Annotated in this window: 18 protein-coding genes; 9 read left to right on the plus strand and 9 right to left on the minus strand. The window is 63.6% G+C overall.

What is annotated here, in order from left to right:
- Positions 1 to 33 precede the first annotated feature (33 nt).
- The 5 genes from dnaJ (at position 34) to AC3WTO_RS21015 (ending at position 3,756) form a co-directional block, all read left to right on the plus strand.
- Complete coding sequence (dnaJ, locus tag AC3WTO_RS20995; RefSeq protein ID WP_492462848.1) at positions 34 to 1,164, plus strand: molecular chaperone DnaJ; 1,131 nt, start codon at positions 34 to 36, stop codon at positions 1,162 to 1,164.
- Between the two features lie 140 nt (positions 1,165 to 1,304).
- Entirely contained in the window at positions 1,305 to 1,910 is a 606-nt protein-coding gene (pmtA, locus tag AC3WTO_RS21000) for a phospholipid N-methyltransferase PmtA (RefSeq protein ID WP_492462849.1), read from the plus strand.
- 181 nt (positions 1,911 to 2,091) lie between these two features.
- Complete coding sequence (locus AC3WTO_RS21005; protein ID WP_492462850.1) at positions 2,092 to 2,667, plus strand: NADPH-dependent FMN reductase; 576 nt, start codon at positions 2,092 to 2,094, stop codon at positions 2,665 to 2,667.
- A 77-nt stretch (positions 2,668 to 2,744) separates the two neighbouring features.
- Positions 2,745 to 3,446 (plus strand): orotidine-5'-phosphate decarboxylase, encoded by a 702-nt coding sequence (gene pyrF / locus AC3WTO_RS21010; protein WP_492462851.1) that lies wholly within the window; start codon positions 2,745 to 2,747, stop codon positions 3,444 to 3,446.
- A 22-nt stretch (positions 3,447 to 3,468) separates the two neighbouring features.
- A complete protein-coding gene (locus AC3WTO_RS21015; protein WP_492462852.1) occupies positions 3,469 to 3,756 on the plus strand; it encodes a DUF1330 domain-containing protein in 288 nt (95 codons plus the stop codon).
- A gap of 84 nt (positions 3,757 to 3,840) precedes the next feature.
- Here the strand turns inward: AC3WTO_RS21015 and AC3WTO_RS21020 are convergent, their stop codons facing one another.
- The 3 genes from AC3WTO_RS21020 to AC3WTO_RS21030 form a co-directional block, all read right to left on the minus strand.
- Complete coding sequence (locus tag AC3WTO_RS21020; protein ID WP_492462853.1) at positions 3,841 to 4,260, minus strand: carboxymuconolactone decarboxylase family protein; 420 nt, start codon at positions 4,258 to 4,260, stop codon at positions 3,841 to 3,843.
- Entirely contained in the window at positions 4,196 to 4,624 is a 429-nt protein-coding gene (locus tag AC3WTO_RS21025) for a MerR family transcriptional regulator (RefSeq protein ID WP_492462854.1), read from the minus strand. The genes AC3WTO_RS21020 and AC3WTO_RS21025 overlap by 65 nt, the downstream gene beginning before the upstream one ends.
- A 190-nt stretch (positions 4,625 to 4,814) precedes the next feature.
- Positions 4,815 to 5,903: a citrate synthase/methylcitrate synthase gene (locus tag AC3WTO_RS21030; protein ID WP_492462855.1), complete on the minus strand. Its 1,089-nt coding sequence runs from the start codon at positions 5,901 to 5,903 to the stop codon at positions 4,815 to 4,817.
- An 89-nt stretch (positions 5,904 to 5,992) separates the two neighbouring features.
- On the opposite strand from AC3WTO_RS21030, the gene AC3WTO_RS21035 reads away from it, so the two are divergent.
- Positions 5,993 to 7,150: a citrate synthase gene (locus tag AC3WTO_RS21035; RefSeq protein ID WP_492462856.1), complete on the plus strand. Its 1,158-nt coding sequence runs from the start codon at positions 5,993 to 5,995 to the stop codon at positions 7,148 to 7,150.
- 40 nt (positions 7,151 to 7,190) lie between these two features.
- On the opposite strand, the gene AC3WTO_RS21040 is transcribed toward AC3WTO_RS21035, so the two are convergent.
- The 6 genes from AC3WTO_RS21040 to AC3WTO_RS21065 all read right to left on the minus strand — a co-directional run bounded on the left by AC3WTO_RS21040 (position 7,191) and on the right by AC3WTO_RS21065 (position 12,944).
- Positions 7,191 to 8,237 carry a polysaccharide deacetylase family protein gene (locus tag AC3WTO_RS21040; protein WP_492462857.1) on the minus strand — a complete coding sequence of 349 codons (1,047 nt, stop codon included), beginning with the start codon at positions 8,235 to 8,237 and terminating at the stop codon, positions 7,191 to 7,193.
- A 340-nt stretch (positions 8,238 to 8,577) separates the two neighbouring features.
- Positions 8,578 to 9,051, minus strand: coding sequence for a hypothetical protein (locus tag AC3WTO_RS21045; protein ID WP_492462858.1), 474 nt, complete (start codon positions 9,049 to 9,051; stop codon positions 8,578 to 8,580).
- Between the two features lie 27 nt (positions 9,052 to 9,078).
- Entirely contained in the window at positions 9,079 to 10,149 is a 1,071-nt protein-coding gene (locus AC3WTO_RS21050) for a D-TA family PLP-dependent enzyme (RefSeq protein WP_492462859.1), read from the minus strand.
- 85 nt (positions 10,150 to 10,234) lie between these two features.
- Positions 10,235 to 11,116, minus strand: coding sequence for a MurR/RpiR family transcriptional regulator (locus AC3WTO_RS21055; protein WP_492462860.1), 882 nt, complete (start codon positions 11,114 to 11,116; stop codon positions 10,235 to 10,237).
- Complete coding sequence (locus AC3WTO_RS21060; RefSeq protein WP_492462861.1) at positions 11,113 to 12,174, minus strand: ABC transporter ATP-binding protein; 1,062 nt, start codon at positions 12,172 to 12,174, stop codon at positions 11,113 to 11,115. The genes AC3WTO_RS21055 and AC3WTO_RS21060 overlap by 4 nt, the downstream gene beginning before the upstream one ends.
- A gap of 2 nt (positions 12,175 to 12,176) precedes the next feature.
- Positions 12,177 to 12,944: an SDR family oxidoreductase gene (locus AC3WTO_RS21065; protein ID WP_492462862.1), complete on the minus strand. Its 768-nt coding sequence runs from the start codon at positions 12,942 to 12,944 to the stop codon at positions 12,177 to 12,179.
- A 194-nt stretch (positions 12,945 to 13,138) separates the two neighbouring features.
- Between AC3WTO_RS21065 and AC3WTO_RS21070 the strand changes: the two genes are divergently transcribed.
- The 3 genes from AC3WTO_RS21070 (at position 13,139) to AC3WTO_RS21080 (ending at position 16,197) form a co-directional block, all read left to right on the plus strand.
- Positions 13,139 to 14,368 (plus strand): ABC transporter substrate-binding protein, encoded by a 1,230-nt coding sequence (locus AC3WTO_RS21070; protein ID WP_492462863.1) that lies wholly within the window; start codon positions 13,139 to 13,141, stop codon positions 14,366 to 14,368.
- Between the two features lie 135 nt (positions 14,369 to 14,503).
- Positions 14,504 to 15,373 (plus strand): carbohydrate ABC transporter permease, encoded by an 870-nt coding sequence (locus AC3WTO_RS21075; protein WP_492462864.1) that lies wholly within the window; start codon positions 14,504 to 14,506, stop codon positions 15,371 to 15,373.
- Positions 15,370 to 16,197 (plus strand): carbohydrate ABC transporter permease, encoded by an 828-nt coding sequence (locus AC3WTO_RS21080; protein WP_492462865.1) that lies wholly within the window; start codon positions 15,370 to 15,372, stop codon positions 16,195 to 16,197. The genes AC3WTO_RS21075 and AC3WTO_RS21080 overlap by 4 nt, the downstream gene beginning before the upstream one ends.
- Positions 16,198 to 16,211: the final 14 nt, after the last annotated feature.

The raw sequence follows: 16,211 nt of genomic DNA on the forward strand, positions 1-16,211 counted from the left end.
GCCATCGGTCGGCGGGATTGGAACAGGCTCTCGATGAAAGCTGATTTCTACGAAACGCTTGGCGTGCAAAAGGGCGCCGACGAGAAGGAGCTCAAAAGCGCCTTCCGCAAGCTGGCGATGCAGTTCCATCCCGATCGCAATCCCGGCGATGCCTCCTGCGAGCACAAGTTCAAGGAAATCAACGAAGCCTACGAGACGCTGAAGGACCCGCAGAAGCGCGCGGCCTATGACCGTTTCGGCCACGCCGCCTTCGAGAATGGCGGCATGAATGGCGGCGGCGCCGGCTTCGCGGCTGGTGGTTTCGCCGACATCTTCGAAGACATTTTCGGCGAGATGATGGGCGGCGGACGCCGCCGCAGTTCAGGTGGCCGCGAGCGTGGCGCCGACCTGCGCTACAACATGGAGATCAGCCTCGAGGAGGCCTATGCCGGCAAGACCGCGCAGATCCATGTGCCGGCATCGCTGTCCTGCGACGAATGCTCGGGTTCCGGCGCCAAGCCTGGCACGCAGCCGGTGACCTGCTCGATGTGTCACGGTCACGGCAAGGTGCGCGCCAGCCAGGGCTTCTTCTCGATCGAACGCACCTGCCCGCAGTGCGGGGGGCGTGGCCAGACCATCAAGGATCCATGCCCGAAATGCGCCGGCCAGGGTCGCGTCACCGAGGAGCGTTCGCTCTCCGTCAACATCCCGGCCGGTATCGAGGACGGCACCCGCATCCGGCTTGCCGGTGAAGGCGAGGCCGGACTGCGCGGCGGCCCGTCCGGCGATCTCTACATCTTCCTGGCCATCAAGCCGCATGAGTTCTTCCAGCGCGACGGCGCCGATCTCTATTGCAAGGTGCCGATCTCGATGACGACGGCTGCCCTTGGCGGCTCGTTCGAGGTGACGACGCTGGATGGCAGCCAGACGCGGGTGAAGGTGCCGGAAGGCACCCAGAACGGTCGCCAGTTCCGCATGAAGGGCAAGGGCATGCCGGTGCTGCGCCAGCCACAGATCGGCGATCTCTATATCCAGACCGCGGTCGAGACGCCGCAGAATCTGACGCGACGCCAGCGCGAGATCCTGGAGGAGTTCGAACAGTTGTCGTCGAAGGACAACAGCCCGCAGTCGAGCGGTTTCTTCTCGCGCATGAAGGACTTTTTCGAGTCGTTCGGAGAGCGCTGAGGCGTGAGACGCTTCGCTCCCGGCGACGACAAAAAATGTCTTGTCCACGACATTGGTGGACGTTTGCCTTGCCTACCCCTGCGTAACTGCTAAGTAGCATGCGATAGTTGGTTCCGGGGGGAGCCGGTCAGGAGAGCTTGATGGGACGTGGCCCTGGACTGAGGAAGTCGCTCGCCGAGAAATTCGACGACGAGCTGAAATTCTTCAAGGGATGGATCGACAAGCCGAAGGCTGTCGGCTCGATCGTGCCGACCAGTTCGATCACCGCCCGCAAGATGGCCTCGATCATCGATACCGGCTCCGGCCTGCCGGTCCTGGAGGTCGGTCCCGGCACTGGCGTCATCACCCGCGCCATTCTGGAGCGCGGTGTGAAGCCGGAAAACCTCTACGCCGTCGAATATTCGCACGATTTCGTACAGCACCTGCGTCGCCTCTATCCGGGCGTCAACGTCATCGAGGGCGATGCCTTCAACCTCAACGACACGCTCGGCGAACACAGTGGCCTGACCTTCGATTCCGTGGTCACCGGCGTGCCGCTGCTCAATTTCCCGGTCGCCCAGCGCATCAGCTACCTCGAAAGCCTGCTCGACCGCATTCCGGCCGGCCGGCCGGTGGTGCAGCTGACCTATGGCCCGATGTCACCGATCCCACCCGGGCGCGGCAACTACACGGTGGAACATTTCCATTTCGTGCTGCGCAACATCCCGCCGACGCGGCTGTGGATTTACCGCAGGCCGGCGAACTAGCGCGTTCAGTCGATCCTCTCGACAGATAGACACGCCCAGCCGCCAGCTGGCCGTTGACGATGTAGCTGCATGACCCGGGACCTGCCCCTGGCTTGCCTGGAAGCCGGCATGTCCACAGCTTTGCGCTTGATTCGGCGGCGGCATCGCCTATAGCTGCCGGACGGCAAAGGAGCGCCATGCCGTGATTCCCAAGATCCTCGTCTTCGCGGGTTCGATCCGCAGCGGTGCCTTCAGTGGCAGGACCGCCGATGTCGCGCAGAAGGCGCTGGCCATGCACGGCGCTGACGTGACGCGCATCTCGCTGGCCGACTATCCGATGCCGATCTTCGACGAGGACATCGAGAAGGAAACCGGCATCCCGGAAAACGTCATGAAGCTGGCGCGTCAGCTCGGTGCCCATGACGGGCTGCTGCTGGTCACGCCGGAATACAACGGCTCGGTCTCGCCGCTGCTCAAGAACGCCATCGACTGGGTGAGCATGGTGCGCCATGACGGCGGCCGGCAGTTGAAGCCGATGGCTGGCAAGGCGGTGGCGCTGTGTTCGTCGTCGAAAGGACATTTCGCCGGCGTGCGTGCCATCAACCATCTGCGCGCCATCCTGCTACGCTGCCACATGGACATCGTCACGCCGGAATGTTCGGTGCCGAACGGCGGCAGCGCTTTCGACACCGACGGCAATTTTGTCGACGAACGGCTTCGCCACGCCATGGACCTGGTGGCGCAGGCGCTTGTCGAGCGTGCACGCACCAAAGCATGATCCCGAACCGAAGGTCAGCGGAGCAAAAAGTGGTTACCGGTTTTCGGACACAGATCATGCGGCTAGAGAACGAAGGGATGAGCGATATGAATGACATGCGCGACAGGCTGATCGTCGGCCTCGACATTCCAACCGTGACTGAGGCCGAGAAGGCGGTGAAGGAGCTTGGCGACACCGTCTCCTTCTACAAGATCGGCTATCAGCTCGCCTTCGCCGGCGGCCTGGAATTCGCGCGTGACCTTGCCGCCGACGGTAAGAAGATCTTCCTCGACATGAAGCTGCTCGACATCGACAACACCGTTGCCAAGGGTGTCGAGAACATCGTCAGGATGGGCATGACCATGCTCACCTTGCATGCTTATCCAAAGACCATGCGTGCGGCGGTGGAAGCGGCAAAAGGCAGTGATCTCTGCCTGCTTGCCGTCACCGTGCTCACCTCGATGGACGAGCAGGACGTCATCGATGCCGGCTACGAATACGACCCGCACACGCTGGTGCTGCGGCGTGCCGAACAGGCCCTGTCCGCGGGCATGGGCGGTATCGTCTGCTCGGCCGAAGAAGCATCGGCCGTGCGCAAGGTCGTCGGTCCGGACATGGCCGTGGTGACGCCCGGCATCCGGCCGGCCGGTGCTGACCGTGGCGACCAGAAGCGTGTCGTCACCCCCGCTGACGCCATCCGCAATGGCTCCAGTCACCTCGTCGTGGCGCGGCCGATCGTTAGCGCGGTTGACAGGCGCGCCGCCGCCCAGGCTATCCTGGACGAGATGGCCGCGGCCTGAACACTCAGCAGGGAGTTTGCATATGCCGAAGGGATACTGGATCGCTCGTGTCGATGTGCGCGATGCGGAAGGCTACAAGGCCTATGTCGATGCCGCCAAACTCGCCTTCGATCGTTTTGGCGCCAGGTTCCTGGCTCGTGGCGGCGCGCATGAGAAGGCCGAAGGGCAGGGGCGCGGCCGCAACGTCATCATCGAGTTCGAAAGCCTGCAGGTGGCACATGACTGCTACCACTCGCCGGAGTACCAGCGCGCCGCGGCCATCCGCCAGAAGGTGGCGGATGGCGAGATCGTGCTCGTCGAAGGTGTCTGAGCATGACGGGATGCGGTGATCCCTTCACGGGGGATTACCGCGCGATGCTGTCACCGGTCGCTGGTCAGGGCGCGCGGAAGCGCGTCATGCCGCTTCCTCTTTCTGAACGGGAGACCGTGCGGTGAAGACTTCCTTGGCTGCAAACAGCCCATTGAGCGCCGCCGGAAAGCCGGCATAAACCGTCATCTGGATGATGGTTTCGATGATTTCGTCCCTGGTCAGCCCGACATTCAGCCCCGCCTCGATATGGACTTTCAGTTGCGGGGTTGCGGTTCCCATCGCCGTCAGCGCCGCGATGGTCGCGATCTCGCGCGAGCGCAGGTCGAGGCCGGGGCGGCTGTAAATGTCGCCGAACGAAAACTCGAACACGTAGTTCGCGAAGTCGGGGGCAATGTCGGCCAGTGCGGCGATGACTTTGTGGCCGGCTTCGCCGTCGATTTCAGCGAGCGCGCGCTTGCCGCGTTCGAGCCGGCTTTCGCTGGCGTTCGGGGATTGATGCGTCATAGTCCTTCATCCTCTGTTTCACGCCGGCATATCCGGCGATCTTGGTGTCGAGGACGAGAAGGCAGGCTTGCAGTTTGGCCACATGCGCGCGGACGCGCTCACGGTGCTGCTCGAGCAACACCCCGCGTTCGGCTTCCGTGTTGACGCCGCGCTCCCGCAAGGCCGCGTAGCGCAGCATTTCCCGAACAGGCATCCCGGTCGTTTTGAGACGGTCGAGAAACTCTATCCAGGTCAGGATCGATGCGTCGTAGTCACGTTGGCCCGATGGATCCCTGTCGGCATACGGAAGCAGCCCGATCCGCTCATAATAACGGATGGTGTAGGCAGACAGTCCCGAACGCTTCGCCAGCTCGCCAATCTTCATCAACGCCTTCTTTCGTCACGACGCAGGGGAAGCTACGAGTTAGAGTGCGCTCTAAGTCAAGAGGCTTTTCCGTGTCGTGGAGATGGCAACGTCGGAGGAGTGCCAACCGGGCGATCGGCACTCTTCCGTTGTCCGGCCCCCGAGAGTGTTTCCTCACGGAAAACCGCTACGCACTTTTCCTGGAATTGCTCTAGGCAACCAGATCCGGCACCGGTCCGATGTAGCGCGACTGCGGCCGGATCAACCGTCCGGTCGCCTGCTGCTCGCGGGCGTGCGCGATCCAGCCGGCCATGCGCCCGGCGGCGAAGACGCAGGTGAAGGCCTCTTCCGGGAAACCCGCCGCTTCCAGAAGCAGCGCGGTGTAGAACTCGACATTGGTCTGCAGCACGCGGTCCGGCTTGGCCCGCTTCAGAACATCGAGCGCTGCCTGCTCCACGGTCTCGGCGAAGGCCAGGCGACGGCCGGCCGCGCCATCGGGGCCAATGCGCCGCACCACCGTCTTCAGCACGTCGGCGCGCGGGTCGCGCACGCGGTAGATGCGATGGCCGAAGCCCATGATGCGCTGGCCCTCGGCGAGTTCCTTTTCGAGCCAGCCGGTTGCATCGCCTGTCGCGGCGATGGCATCGAGCATGGCGATTACCGGCCCCGGCGCGCCGCCATGCAGCGGGCCTTTCAGGGCGCCGAGCCCGGCCAGCGCCGCCGAGGTCAGGCCGGCCTGGGTCGAGGCCACCACGCGTGCCGCGAAGGTCGAGGCGTTCAGCCCGTGATCGCAGACGGTGACAAGATAGGTGTCGAGCGCCGCGCTCAGGTCGCGGTTGACGCCAGTGCCGGCGAGCATGGTCAGCATGTCGGCGGCATGGCCGGCTTCGGCGTTTGGCGCGATGGCTTCCAGGCCCTTGCGCAGGCGCAGCAGCGCCGGCGTCAGCACGGCCGGCGCCGCGATCAGGCGCAGCGCGTCGTCCAGCGTGTCGCCATCAGGCATCAGCGCCGTGCCGGCGCGCATGCCGTCATAGACGGAGAGCCCGGCCAGCGTCGGCAGCAGCGCTTCGACGCGCTCGAACACCTCGACGCGGGCACGCCCAAGCCTTGCCGCCAGTTCCCTCTCACCCGGCAGTTCGCTGAAGAAGCCATCGAAAAGCAGGTGCATCACGCCGGCGAAGTCGCGTCGTCCGGCAAGGTCACGCAAAGCATGGCCCCGGATCGTCAGGTGCCCACCGAGCCCATCCACTTCCGACAGCACGGTTTCGGCGGCGATCACATCATCCAGTCCGCTTGTCATCATCTTCTCCTTGACCAATTTTCGATCCGAGATAATGCTGTTGTTGATTGTCATCAATCTTGATCAATATAATCAATATGTGAGTTGATATGAGCGCCTGGCTGACACGGGACGAAGCGCTGGACAGGCTGGGTGTGCGTGCGCAGACGCTCTACGCCTATGTCAGCCGCAACCAGATCGGCATGCAGCCCGACCCCGCCGACCCGCGCCGCAGTCTCTACCGCTCGCAGGATATCGAAGCGCTCACCTCTCGCCGGGCGCGCGGGCGTCGTGTCGCCGCGATCGCCGAAAGTGCGGTTGCCTGGGGTGAGCCGGTCTTCGCCACCGGGCTGTCGACCGTCATCCACGGCCGGCTGATCTACCGTGGCGAGGACGCGGTCACCTTCTCGCGCGAGGCCAGCCTGGAGGAGGCGGCACGGCTCCTATGGGCCAGCACAGCCACTCCGCGTTTTGCAACGTCCGGAGCGCCGACGGAGACTGGTATCATCCAGGCCTTTTCCGTTCTTGCCGGCCTGGCGCCCAGGGGGCAGCCTTCGCTGGGGCGCAATGCCGCCGTTTTGCAGGCCGACGCGATGCCGGCCATCGCGGCCCTCGCCGGCGCGCTGGGTGCCGCCCCTGGCACGGAGCCCGTGCATTTGAGGCTCGCGAAAGGCTGGCGGGTCGATCAGGCGGCGGAGGTGCTGCGCCGTGTCATGGTGCTGGTGGCCGACCACGAACTCAATGCTTCGGCCTTTGCCGCCCGTGTCGCGGCTTCCACCGGCGCACCACTTGTTGCCTGCCTGCTGGCGGGGCTGTCGACACTTTATGGCCCGCGCCACGGCACCGCCGCCGATGCCGTTGCCATGCTGGTCGACGATGCGGCCAGGATCGGCGTGCGCGCGGCCATGGCACGCTGGATCGATCATGATCGGCCGCTGCCCGGCTTTGGCCATCCGCTCTATCCGGATGGCGATCCGCGTGGGGCGGCCCTGCTGGCGGATATGGAGCTGGATGGCGAGATCGTCGAATTGCGCCAGGCGGCCATCGAAGCAACCGGCGCGCAGCCGACGATCGATTTCGCGCTGGTGGCGCTGACCCGCTCCTATCGCCTGCCGGCCGATGCGCCCATCCGGCTGTTCGCGCTGGGCCGCAGCATCGGCTGGACCGCGCACGCCATCGAACAGGTCCTGTCGGGCAAGCCGATCCGTCCGCGCGCCCGCTATGAGGGACCGCTGCCGACATCGACTGCCGATGGTCAATTTGAATGATTGTTGAACCGCACGACCGGCAAGCGAGGCGTTCTGATCCTCAGAACAGTTTGAAGGGAATGCCGGTCAGCAGCGCCTTCACATAGCGCCGCTGCTGGTAGTGGCCGTTGAGCGAGACGCGCGGCAGCTCGGTTGGCTTGTCCAGACTGTCGGCCATCAGTGTGCCGGGCCGCGTGGTGACGGCCAGCTTGATGCCGGCCTTCGCAACGGCATCGAATTCGCGTTGCGATATCGCAATCCTGGTTCCGTAGGGATAGGCGAAGGTCGTTGGCCTGTAACCGACATAGGTTTCGACGGCATCCATGGATCCGGTGATTTCCGCAGCAAGTCGCGCTTCATCGACCCTCGCCATGGCGATATGGGTTTGCGTGTGCGCGCCGAAGCGCGCCAGGGGGTCGGTCGACAACGCCCGCAATTCATCGGCCGGCATCGTCAGCTGGTCGACGATGGCGAGCGGGTCGATCATGCGTGATCGCGCCACCCGGTCGATTTCAGCAACGGCGGCGTCTTCGTTGTGGGAATGCACGAAATGAACGATCCGCTCATAGGCATCCTGCTTCTGGGCAAGGCTCTGCGTGACGACAGTCTCGGTTCCCTTGCCGAAATCGAACTCGAACCGGTCCTTGGAGCGCGTCAGGATCTTGGCCGTCTCCCACCACATCGAGCGGGTACGCTCGACGAAACCCTTGGCGATGAAGATGGTGTAGGGCACGCTGTGGCGGCGGAACACCGGTGCGGCATGCTCGGCATTGTCGCGCATGCCATCATCCAGCGTGAACACCGCGAAGCGGCGCTTGTCACTCGGATCGGCAAGCAGGCGCGGCAGGTCGTCCAGCGCCGCCGGCGTCAGGCCCGCCTCGATGCAGACGCGGATCGCCTGATCGAGGAACTCCGGCGTCACCGAGAGCGTCGCGATCGGGTCGAAGCCGCCGCGGCGCGCCGGGCGTACATGGTGCAGCGTGAAGATCACGCCGCGCCCCGCAGCCGCCGGCCACAGCGCTCCGGCCCGCGTCAGCGCCACGCCTTCCAGGCCGGCACGGATCGCGCCGTGTTTCAGGAACCGCTTGGCAGAGCCTTTCAGAGACATGCCGGAACCTTGATCTTGATGCTGGCGGCATCAGTAAGGCGGCCTTCCAATAGGGGATGGCGATGCACGGACATTTCTCGGCTCCGATACACACCCGCAGGATACGGGCGGTGGCCGATATGCGGCCGAAAAGAGCTTATTGCAGCGCCAGTTAATAAACTGCCCGCGCGAGTCTCGATTTTAGAGCATTTTGTAGCCAAGTGGAATCACTTGGCGTTACAAAAATGCTGTGAAAACAAAAGCTTAGAGCGTTTCCGCGTTTCCGTGAAAAACGGAAACGCTCTAGGCGCCATTCCAGGGTGAAAAACGGGCCGCTCCTGCGGCGATCGCCTGGATCGCGTCAGCGGTATTTCATGTAGCCGACGAAGCCGGTGATGCGCCAGCGGTCGCCGTCATTGCGGCAGAAATAGAGCGTCTGCCAGTTCAGATGGTCGACGCCGCCATCGGCCAGCGGCACGGTGCCGTCGAACTTCTTGTGTGCCACAGCGACATGGCCGTTGATGTCGATGCGGTTGAGCGTCACCGCCTTGAGCAGCGCCGACGGCAACGGCTCGGCATAGGCGACCGAAGCGGATTCGGCGGCCTGGCGCAGCCATTCGTCGCGATAGGCTTGCAGGGTCGGGAAGGCGGCGTTCCAGTCGTCCTGGTTGGGCGAATTGTGGGCATGGATGCCGAGGAAGCGCGTTTCGTCGAAGTCGCCGGCCACCATCGACCAGTCCTGCGAGGCAAAGGCCTCGAAATCGCGCGGCATCAGCATTTCCCAGATGAAGGCACGGTCCGCGTCGCCGGCAAATGGGTTCTTGGTTTCAGACATGAAGGCTCCGTTCGTCTGGAGAAGGGTTCAGGAAAGTTTGCCGCGCGCGGCGACCGGCAGCACGTCGACGACGCGATCACCGGAAACAAGGTAGATTTCGTCGAAAAGGTTTGTGACGACGCAGGCATGGTCCGGCAGCACCCGCACACGGTCGCCGACCGCCAGAGTCGCGCCGCCGCTCAGTTCGACCTTGCCATGTTCCTCGCTCAGCGCCGTCACGCGGGCGCCTGGAATGCCGACCAGTTCGCCATGGTCCGGCAAGCCGAGCAGGTCGCTGGTGAGCGCCTTGGAGCCGCTGTCGAGGATGGCGCGGGTCGGCGTCGGTGCCGAGACCACGGTGGCAAGCACGGTCAGCGCGCAATCGTCGGCCGTGCCAGCACCCTGCTTCACCTGGTAGCGGTCCATGTAGATATAGGTGCCTGGCCGGTATTCGGTGATGATCGCCGCATCTTGCTTGCGCCACATGTCGGGCGTGCCACCGCTGGTCACGGTCTCGCAGGCCAGCCTTTCCCTGGCGAGCAGGTCGCGCGCGGCGGCCAGCCAGGCTTCGGCGCCTTCCGGTGCGCCGGTGGCCGGATAGGTCATCAGGCCGCCGAAGCCGAGGCCCGGCGCCGCATCGATCTGCCTGGCCAGCGCCAGCGCCTGCTCGGCCGTCTGGACGCCGCAGCGGGCCGCACCGGTGTCGCATTCGACCAGCACCTTGAGCGGCCGCGCCGGATCCGTGAAGGTCTCGGCGAGGCCGGCGATGGTGGTCGCGCTGTCGGCGGTGACGGACAGCGTGATGCGCCTGTGCAGCGCCAGCAGCCGATCCAGCTTCGCCTTGCCGATGATGTTGTAGGGCAGGAAGATGTCGGTCAGCCCGGCATCGGCCATCACTTCTGCCTCGCCGATCTTCTGGCAGGTGATGCCGACGGCACCGGCCTCGACCTGCTTCCTGGCGAAAAAGGGCAGCTTGTGCGTCTTGATGTGTGGCCGCAGCTTGACGCCTGCGGCATCGGCCGCCTTCTGCGCATTGGCGATGTTGCGTTCGGCGCGGTCGAGGTCGATCAGCACGGCAGGGGTGTCGATTTCGGCAATGGTCTTGGGGCGCGAGGTCATGGGATCACCTGATGGAAACTCGTTGTGCTGTCGCATGATCTGATCCGCGAAGTCTGCAATTTTTCGGATGAAATCATGCCGCGGATCAGTCGCCGAGCGGCAGGCGCGGGTCGGCCACTTTCAGCGTGTATACGCTTTGCTTGATCCGGCGAAGGTTTTCCAGCGCTTTCGGCCCCCGAGCTTCGGCGGTTGCGGTGGCGATGATGTCGAGGATGGCAAGCAGGGCGTAGCGCGACGAGGTTGGCTTGTAGATGTTGCCGTCTTCGAGCGACTGGAACGGGATCAGGGTCTCCGCCGCCTTGGCGAGCGCTGAGTCCGGCGGGGTGACGGCAACGGTGGTGGCGCCATATTGCCGTGCCACCTGGACGGCCTCGACCGTGGAGCGCGCGTAGCCAGAAACGGAGAATGCAAGCACCGTGGTCTCTGGAGTCGCCACCGAGGCATACATGCGCTGCAATTGGCCATCGACCTGCGCCAGCGCGGAAAGCCCGAGCCGGAACAGACGGTTCTGCATTTCGGTCGCCATCATCGAGGAGATGCCGCCGGAGCCGACACACAGGATGTTGCCGGAAACGGCGATGCGTTCGGCGATCTCGATCAGCTTCGGCATCGGCAGCATGGCGCTGGCACGCTGGATCGCGGCGATCGCCGCTTCGGTGATGGCGGCGGCGATCCGCTGGTCGCGCACGTCGCTGCCGGGCGGTTCCGCGGAAAGATACTGGCCGCCGATGGCGATTGCCTGGGCGAGGTAGAATTTGAAATCGCGCAGGCCGTCATAGCCGAGATTGCGGCAGAAACGCGTGACGGTCGGCTCGCTGATGCCGGCGCGTGTGGCGATTTCGGAAATCGCCGCCTTGGAGACGAAATCGGGTTCGGACAGCACCATGCCAGCTAGGCGACGGTCCGACTTGGTGCCGTCCTGCGCCATCATCTGCAGGCGGGTGATGATGTCCGTCGGTGTCTTCACAGGGGCAGGCCTGTCGCCGTGTCGAACAGATGGATGTTGCCGGGCGCGACGCTGACCGGCAGCCGGTCGCCGGGCTTCACCGCGATGCGGTCGCGGAACACGGCACGGATGGCGTCGTTGCCGATGGCACCATAGACATGGGTCTCCGAGCCGGTCGGCTCAACCACGTCGACGCGCAGGCTGACCGGACCATCGCCGTTGACGACGAAATGTTCAGGCCGGATGCCGGCTTCGATCGATCCGGACGCCGCGTGATCCTTGCCGAGTTTCAGCTTGCCGCCCCCTGAAGGTTCGAACCAGATGCCGTCGCTTTCCGATTTGACCGTGCCGGAAACGAAGCTCATCGACGGCGAGCCGATGAAAGACGCGACGAACTTGTTTGCCGGCTTGTCATAGAGATCGAGGGGTTTTCCAACCTGCTGGATACGGCCCTTGTCCATCACCACGATGCGGTCAGCCATGGTCATCGCTTCGATCTGGTCATGCGTGACATAGACGATGGTGGATTTGAGCCGCTGGTGCAGCGCCTTGATCTCGGTGCGCATCTGCACGCGCAACTGGGCGTCGAGATTGGAAAGCGGCTCGTCAAACAGGAACACCGAAGGTTCGCGCACGATGGCGCGACCCATGGCGACGCGCTGGCGCTGGCCGCCGGAAAGCTGGCGCGGATAGCGGTCGAGATAGGAGAACAGGTTGAGGATTCCGGAAGCCTTCTTGACCTTCTCTTCGATCACCGGCGCGCTCTCGCCGCGGATCCTGGGGCCGAAGCCGATGTTCTGCGAAGCCTTGAGGTGCGGGAACAGCGCGTAGGACTGGAACACCATGGCGATGTTGCGCTTCTGCGGCGGCAGGTCGTTGGAGCGTTCGCCGCCAACCAGAAGGTCGCCGGAGGAGATCGTCTCCAGACCGGCCAGCATGCGCAGCAGCGTGGACTTGCCGCAGCCGGACGGACCGACCAGCACGACGAACTCGCCGCTGGCGATCTCCAGATTGATGTCCTCGAGGATCTTGTGCTGTCCGTATGATTTCGACAGGCCTCGGAACGAGACATCGGTCATGGCTAGCCTCCCAGTATGTCGTCGATGAAGGGCAGGAAACCTGCCGTCAAGCCGGCGTCCACCGGCATCACCACGCCGGTGATGCCTGAAGCACGCGCCGATGCCAGGAAGGCGACGGCCTCGGCCACCTCGCGCGCCTCGACGATGCGGCCGAGCGGATAAAGCCGCTTCAGCTTGCCGAGAACTTCCGGGTTCTTTTCCAGCCTGTGATCCCAGGCGGCGGTGCGGATCGAGCCGGGGCAGACGACATTGGCGCGCACCCCGCTGCGGCCGAGTTCGACCGCGAGCGCCTTTGCATAGGCGTTGATTCCGGCCTTGGCGGCGGCATAGGCCGGATTGCCGAAATGCGCGATGGCGTTGACCGAAGAGATGAAGACGACACTGCCGCTGCCGCGCCTGGCCATCGCCTTGGTCAGCGGGTCGGCGAAGGTCATGACGCCGGTGAGATTGAGGTCGAGCTCGCGTTCGATGGTTGCCGCATTGAGCGCCGTCAGCGTCTCCGCACGCGTCCAGCCGGCATTGTTGATCAGGATGTCGGGCACGCCGTCCCGCGCGACGACCGCGCTTGCGGCGGCCTCCATCTCCTCGCGTCGGGTCAGGTCGAAGACATGGCGCGAGGCAATTGCTTCGCCGTTCAGCGCCTCGGCCGACTGGTCGCAGCCGACCACGCGGGCGCCGCGTTCGGCAAACAGCGCCACCAGTGCCGAGCCCAGCCCGCCGCCGGCCCCGGTGATCACCACGGTCTTGCCCTGGAATTCCGTATTGGACATCGCCCGCAGTTCTCCTCCAGCCAGCCGGTGCGAAAATGTAATCAAAAATGTAATTAAGCAACAGAAAAATCTGCTTGAAAGGCAGATTTTCAGCGATAATGTAGGAAAGTAACATGAAGGGAAAAGCCGCATGTTACCGCCCGGGGCATTGGTCCGCGAGGACGATGGCCCGCAATGACAATGGGAGAGATTTTATGAGACTGGCACAATGGACTGCCGGCCTTCTGGCCGGCTTGAGCATGTTGGCGGTGACCGCGCAGGCCGATGCAGGCGAGGTGCGCGTGACCGTCGCGGAGTACAGCTCGAAGACCGGCCCCTATTTCGAAGAGGTCAAGAAGGGCTTCGAGGCCGCCAATCCCGGCACGACCCTGAAGATCGAGGTGGTGCCGTGGGACGTGCTGCTGCAGAAGCTGACCACCGACATCACCGCCGGCACCAATGCCGACCTTTCGATCATCGGCACGCGCTGGCTGATCGATTTCGTACAGCAGGGCGTCGCCGAGCCGCTCGACAGCTACATGACGCCTGATTTCAAGGGTCGTTTCATCGAAACTTTCCTGTCGCCGTCGATCATGGAAGGCAAGACCTACGGCTTGCCGATCGCCGCTTCGGCACGTGCCATGTATTACAACAAGGAACTGTTCGAGAAGGCCGGCATCGCCAACCCGCCCGGCACCTGGACCGAGTTGCAGGAGGACGCCCGCAAGATCAAGGCCGCGGGAGCGTTCGGCTACGGCATCCAGGGCAAGGAGATCGAGACCGACGTCTATTATTATTACGGCATGTGGTCGTTCGGCACCGAGATCCTCAGCAAGGACGGCACTTCGGGCCTCTCCACGCCGGGCGCGCTCGATGCGGCCAAGCTCTACAAGTCGATGATCGACGAGGGTCTGACCCAGCCGGGCGTCACCTCGATGAACCGCGAAGACGTGCAGAACCTGTTCAAGCAGGGCAAGGTCGGCATGATGATCACCGCACCGTTCCTGATGAACCAGATCAAGGACGAGGTGCCGAACCTGAAATATGGCGTGGCGGCGATCCCGGCCGGACCGACTGGCGCGCGCGGCACCTACGGCGTCACCGACTCCATCATCATGTTCAAGAACTCAAAGAACAAGGAGGAGGCCTGGAAGCTGCTCGACTATCTGTTCACGACCGAGCAGCGCGCCAAGTTCACCCAGAACGAAGGCTTCCTGCCGGTGAACAAGGAAGAGGCGAAGATGCCGTATTACGTCGACAATGCCGGTCTTGCCGCCTTCACCGCCCTGTTGCCCGAGGCCCGTTTCGCACCGGTCATTTCGGGTTGGGAAGAGATCGCCCAGATCACCTCTGACGCCGTCCAGAAGATCTATCTTGGACAGGGCGAGGCGGAAGCTGTCCTGAAGGAAGCCGCCGCCAAGGCCAACGGCGTCCTGAAGAAGTAAGCCTATCTTTTAGAACTCGATTGTCTGTGCCGCCGGTCAGCCCACTTCTCCCCGTTCACGGGGAGAGGTACCCGGCGGGGCGATGAGGGGCGGCGCAGACATTAAAACTTTGAGGTCCTTGGTTCGTGATTCCGCATGCCTAATCGCGCACTGCCCTATCTGCTCACCTTGCCCAGCCTGCTGCTGGCGGCGGTGGTGATCTTTTGGCCGGTCTACGACCTGGTCCAGATCTCGACCCACGACGTCAGCCGCTTCGGCCAGCTGCGCGACTTCATCGGTTTCGCCAATTTCGCGGCTCTTGCCGACGATCCCGACTTCATTTCGGCGCTGTGGCGCACCGGCCTGTGGACGCTTTCGGTCGTTGCCGGCGCGCTGATCCTGTCGGTTCCCGTCGCGATGATCCTGAATTCGGATTTTTATGGCCGCGGCCTTGCCCGGGTCATCATCATGCTGCCCTGGGCGGTCTCGCTCACCATGACCGCCGTGGTCTGGCGCTGGGCGCTCAACGGCGAAAGCGGCATGCTGAATTCGGCCCTCATGGGCCTCGGCATCATCGACCAGAACATCCAGTGGCTGGCCAGCGCCGGCACGGCCTTTCCGATGCAGATATTGATCGGCATCCTGGTCACCGTGCCGTTCACCGTCACCATCTTCCTCGGCGGCCTGTCCTCGATCCCCGACGATCTCTATGAGGCGGCCGCGCTTGAAGGCGCTTCGGCCTGGCAGCAGTTCCGCACCATCACGCTGCCGCTGCTGAAGCCGTTCATCAACATCGCCATTGTTCTGAACATGATCTACGTCTTCAACTCGTTCCCGATCATCTGGGTGATGACGCAGGGCGGCCCGGCCAATTCCACCGACATTCTGGTGACCTATCTCTACAAGCTGGCTTTCCGCGTCGGCAAACTGGGTGAGGCCTCGGCCGTTTCGCTGGTGATGTTCGCGATCCTGCTCGTCTTCACCATGATCTATGTTCGCTTGGCCATGCGGGAGCGCGAAGCATGAGGAGAAGCAAGCTCGCCCGCTCCGTCATTGCCTGGCTGCTGCTGTCGCCATTGATCGTCGTGACGTTGTTCCCCTTCGCGGTGATGTTGCTCACCGCGGTCAAGCCGCGTGCCGAGGTGCTGACCCCGAACTGGTGGCCGAGCGAATTCCGCTGGTCGAACTTTGCCGAGATGTGGGTGGCGACGGGCTTCGGCCGGGCCTTGCTCAATTCGCTCTATGTATCGGTGCTGGCAACCGTCGGCGCCATCGTCATCGCTGTTCCCGCCGCCTATGCCATGTCGCGCTTCCGTTTCGCCGGTCACGGTGCAATACGGCAGTTCCTGCTCGTCTCGCAGATGATCTCGTCGATCGTGCTGGTGCTAGGGCTGTTTCGCCTGATCGCTGCATGGGGGTTGATCGAAAGCACGACCGCCGTCGGCGTCGTCTACATGGCCTTCAACGTCGCTTTCAACGTGTGGATGCTGCAAAGCTATTTCGACACCATCCCGCGTGATCTCGAGGAGGCCGCCTGGATGGAAGGCGCGAGTCGCTGGCTCACCTTGCGCAAGGTGTTCCTGCCGCTTTGCCTGCCGGCGATCGCGGTGACCGCGATCTTCACCTTCATCAACGCGTGGAACGAGTTCATCATCGCATTGACCATTCTGCGCAGCCAGGAGAATTACACGCTGCCCATCCAGGTGTTCGCGCTGGTTGCCGGTCGCTACACCGTCGAATGGCACCACGTCATGGCGGCAGCGCTTCTGGCCACCCTGCCGGTGGCGGTGCTGTTTGCCTGGCTGCAGCGCTATCTCGTCCGGGGCCTTGCCCTGGGTGCCGTCAAATAACAGGAGAATTTTTG

This window comes from Mesorhizobium sp. EU05-FHT14A09 (genome assembly GCF_058790995.1).

Excerpts from the sequence above, each read along its gene's own strand:
- dnaJ (WP_492462848.1), top strand. The coding sequence starts at position 34 with ATGAAAGCTGATTTCTACGAAACGCTTGGCGTGCAAAAGGGCGCCGAC.
- pmtA (WP_492462849.1), top strand. The coding sequence starts at position 1,305 with ATGGGACGTGGCCCTGGACTGAGGAAGTCGCTCGCCGAGAAATTCGAC.
- pyrF (WP_492462851.1), top strand. The coding sequence starts at position 2,745 with ATGAGCGATATGAATGACATGCGCGACAGGCTGATCGTCGGCCTCGAC.
- AC3WTO_RS21015 (WP_492462852.1), top strand. The coding sequence starts at position 3,469 with ATGCCGAAGGGATACTGGATCGCTCGTGTCGATGTGCGCGATGCGGAA.
- AC3WTO_RS21020 (WP_492462853.1), bottom strand. The coding sequence starts at position 4,260 with ATGACGCATCAATCCCCGAACGCCAGCGAAAGCCGGCTCGAACGCGGC.
- AC3WTO_RS21025 (WP_492462854.1), bottom strand. The coding sequence starts at position 4,624 with ATGAAGATTGGCGAGCTGGCGAAGCGTTCGGGACTGTCTGCCTACACC.
- AC3WTO_RS21030 (WP_492462855.1), bottom strand. The coding sequence starts at position 5,903 with ATGACAAGCGGACTGGATGATGTGATCGCCGCCGAAACCGTGCTGTCG.
- AC3WTO_RS21035 (WP_492462856.1), top strand. The coding sequence starts at position 5,993 with ATGAGCGCCTGGCTGACACGGGACGAAGCGCTGGACAGGCTGGGTGTG.
- AC3WTO_RS21040 (WP_492462857.1), bottom strand. The coding sequence starts at position 8,237 with ATGTCTCTGAAAGGCTCTGCCAAGCGGTTCCTGAAACACGGCGCGATC.
- AC3WTO_RS21045 (WP_492462858.1), bottom strand. The coding sequence starts at position 9,051 with ATGTCTGAAACCAAGAACCCATTTGCCGGCGACGCGGACCGTGCCTTC.
- AC3WTO_RS21050 (WP_492462859.1), bottom strand. The coding sequence starts at position 10,149 with ATGACCTCGCGCCCCAAGACCATTGCCGAAATCGACACCCCTGCCGTG.
- AC3WTO_RS21060 (WP_492462861.1), bottom strand. The coding sequence starts at position 12,174 with ATGACCGATGTCTCGTTCCGAGGCCTGTCGAAATCATACGGACAGCAC.
- AC3WTO_RS21065 (WP_492462862.1), bottom strand. The coding sequence starts at position 12,944 with ATGTCCAATACGGAATTCCAGGGCAAGACCGTGGTGATCACCGGGGCC.
- AC3WTO_RS21070 (WP_492462863.1), top strand. The coding sequence starts at position 13,139 with ATGAGACTGGCACAATGGACTGCCGGCCTTCTGGCCGGCTTGAGCATG.
- AC3WTO_RS21075 (WP_492462864.1), top strand. The coding sequence starts at position 14,504 with ATGCCTAATCGCGCACTGCCCTATCTGCTCACCTTGCCCAGCCTGCTG.
- AC3WTO_RS21080 (WP_492462865.1), top strand. The coding sequence starts at position 15,370 with ATGAGGAGAAGCAAGCTCGCCCGCTCCGTCATTGCCTGGCTGCTGCTG.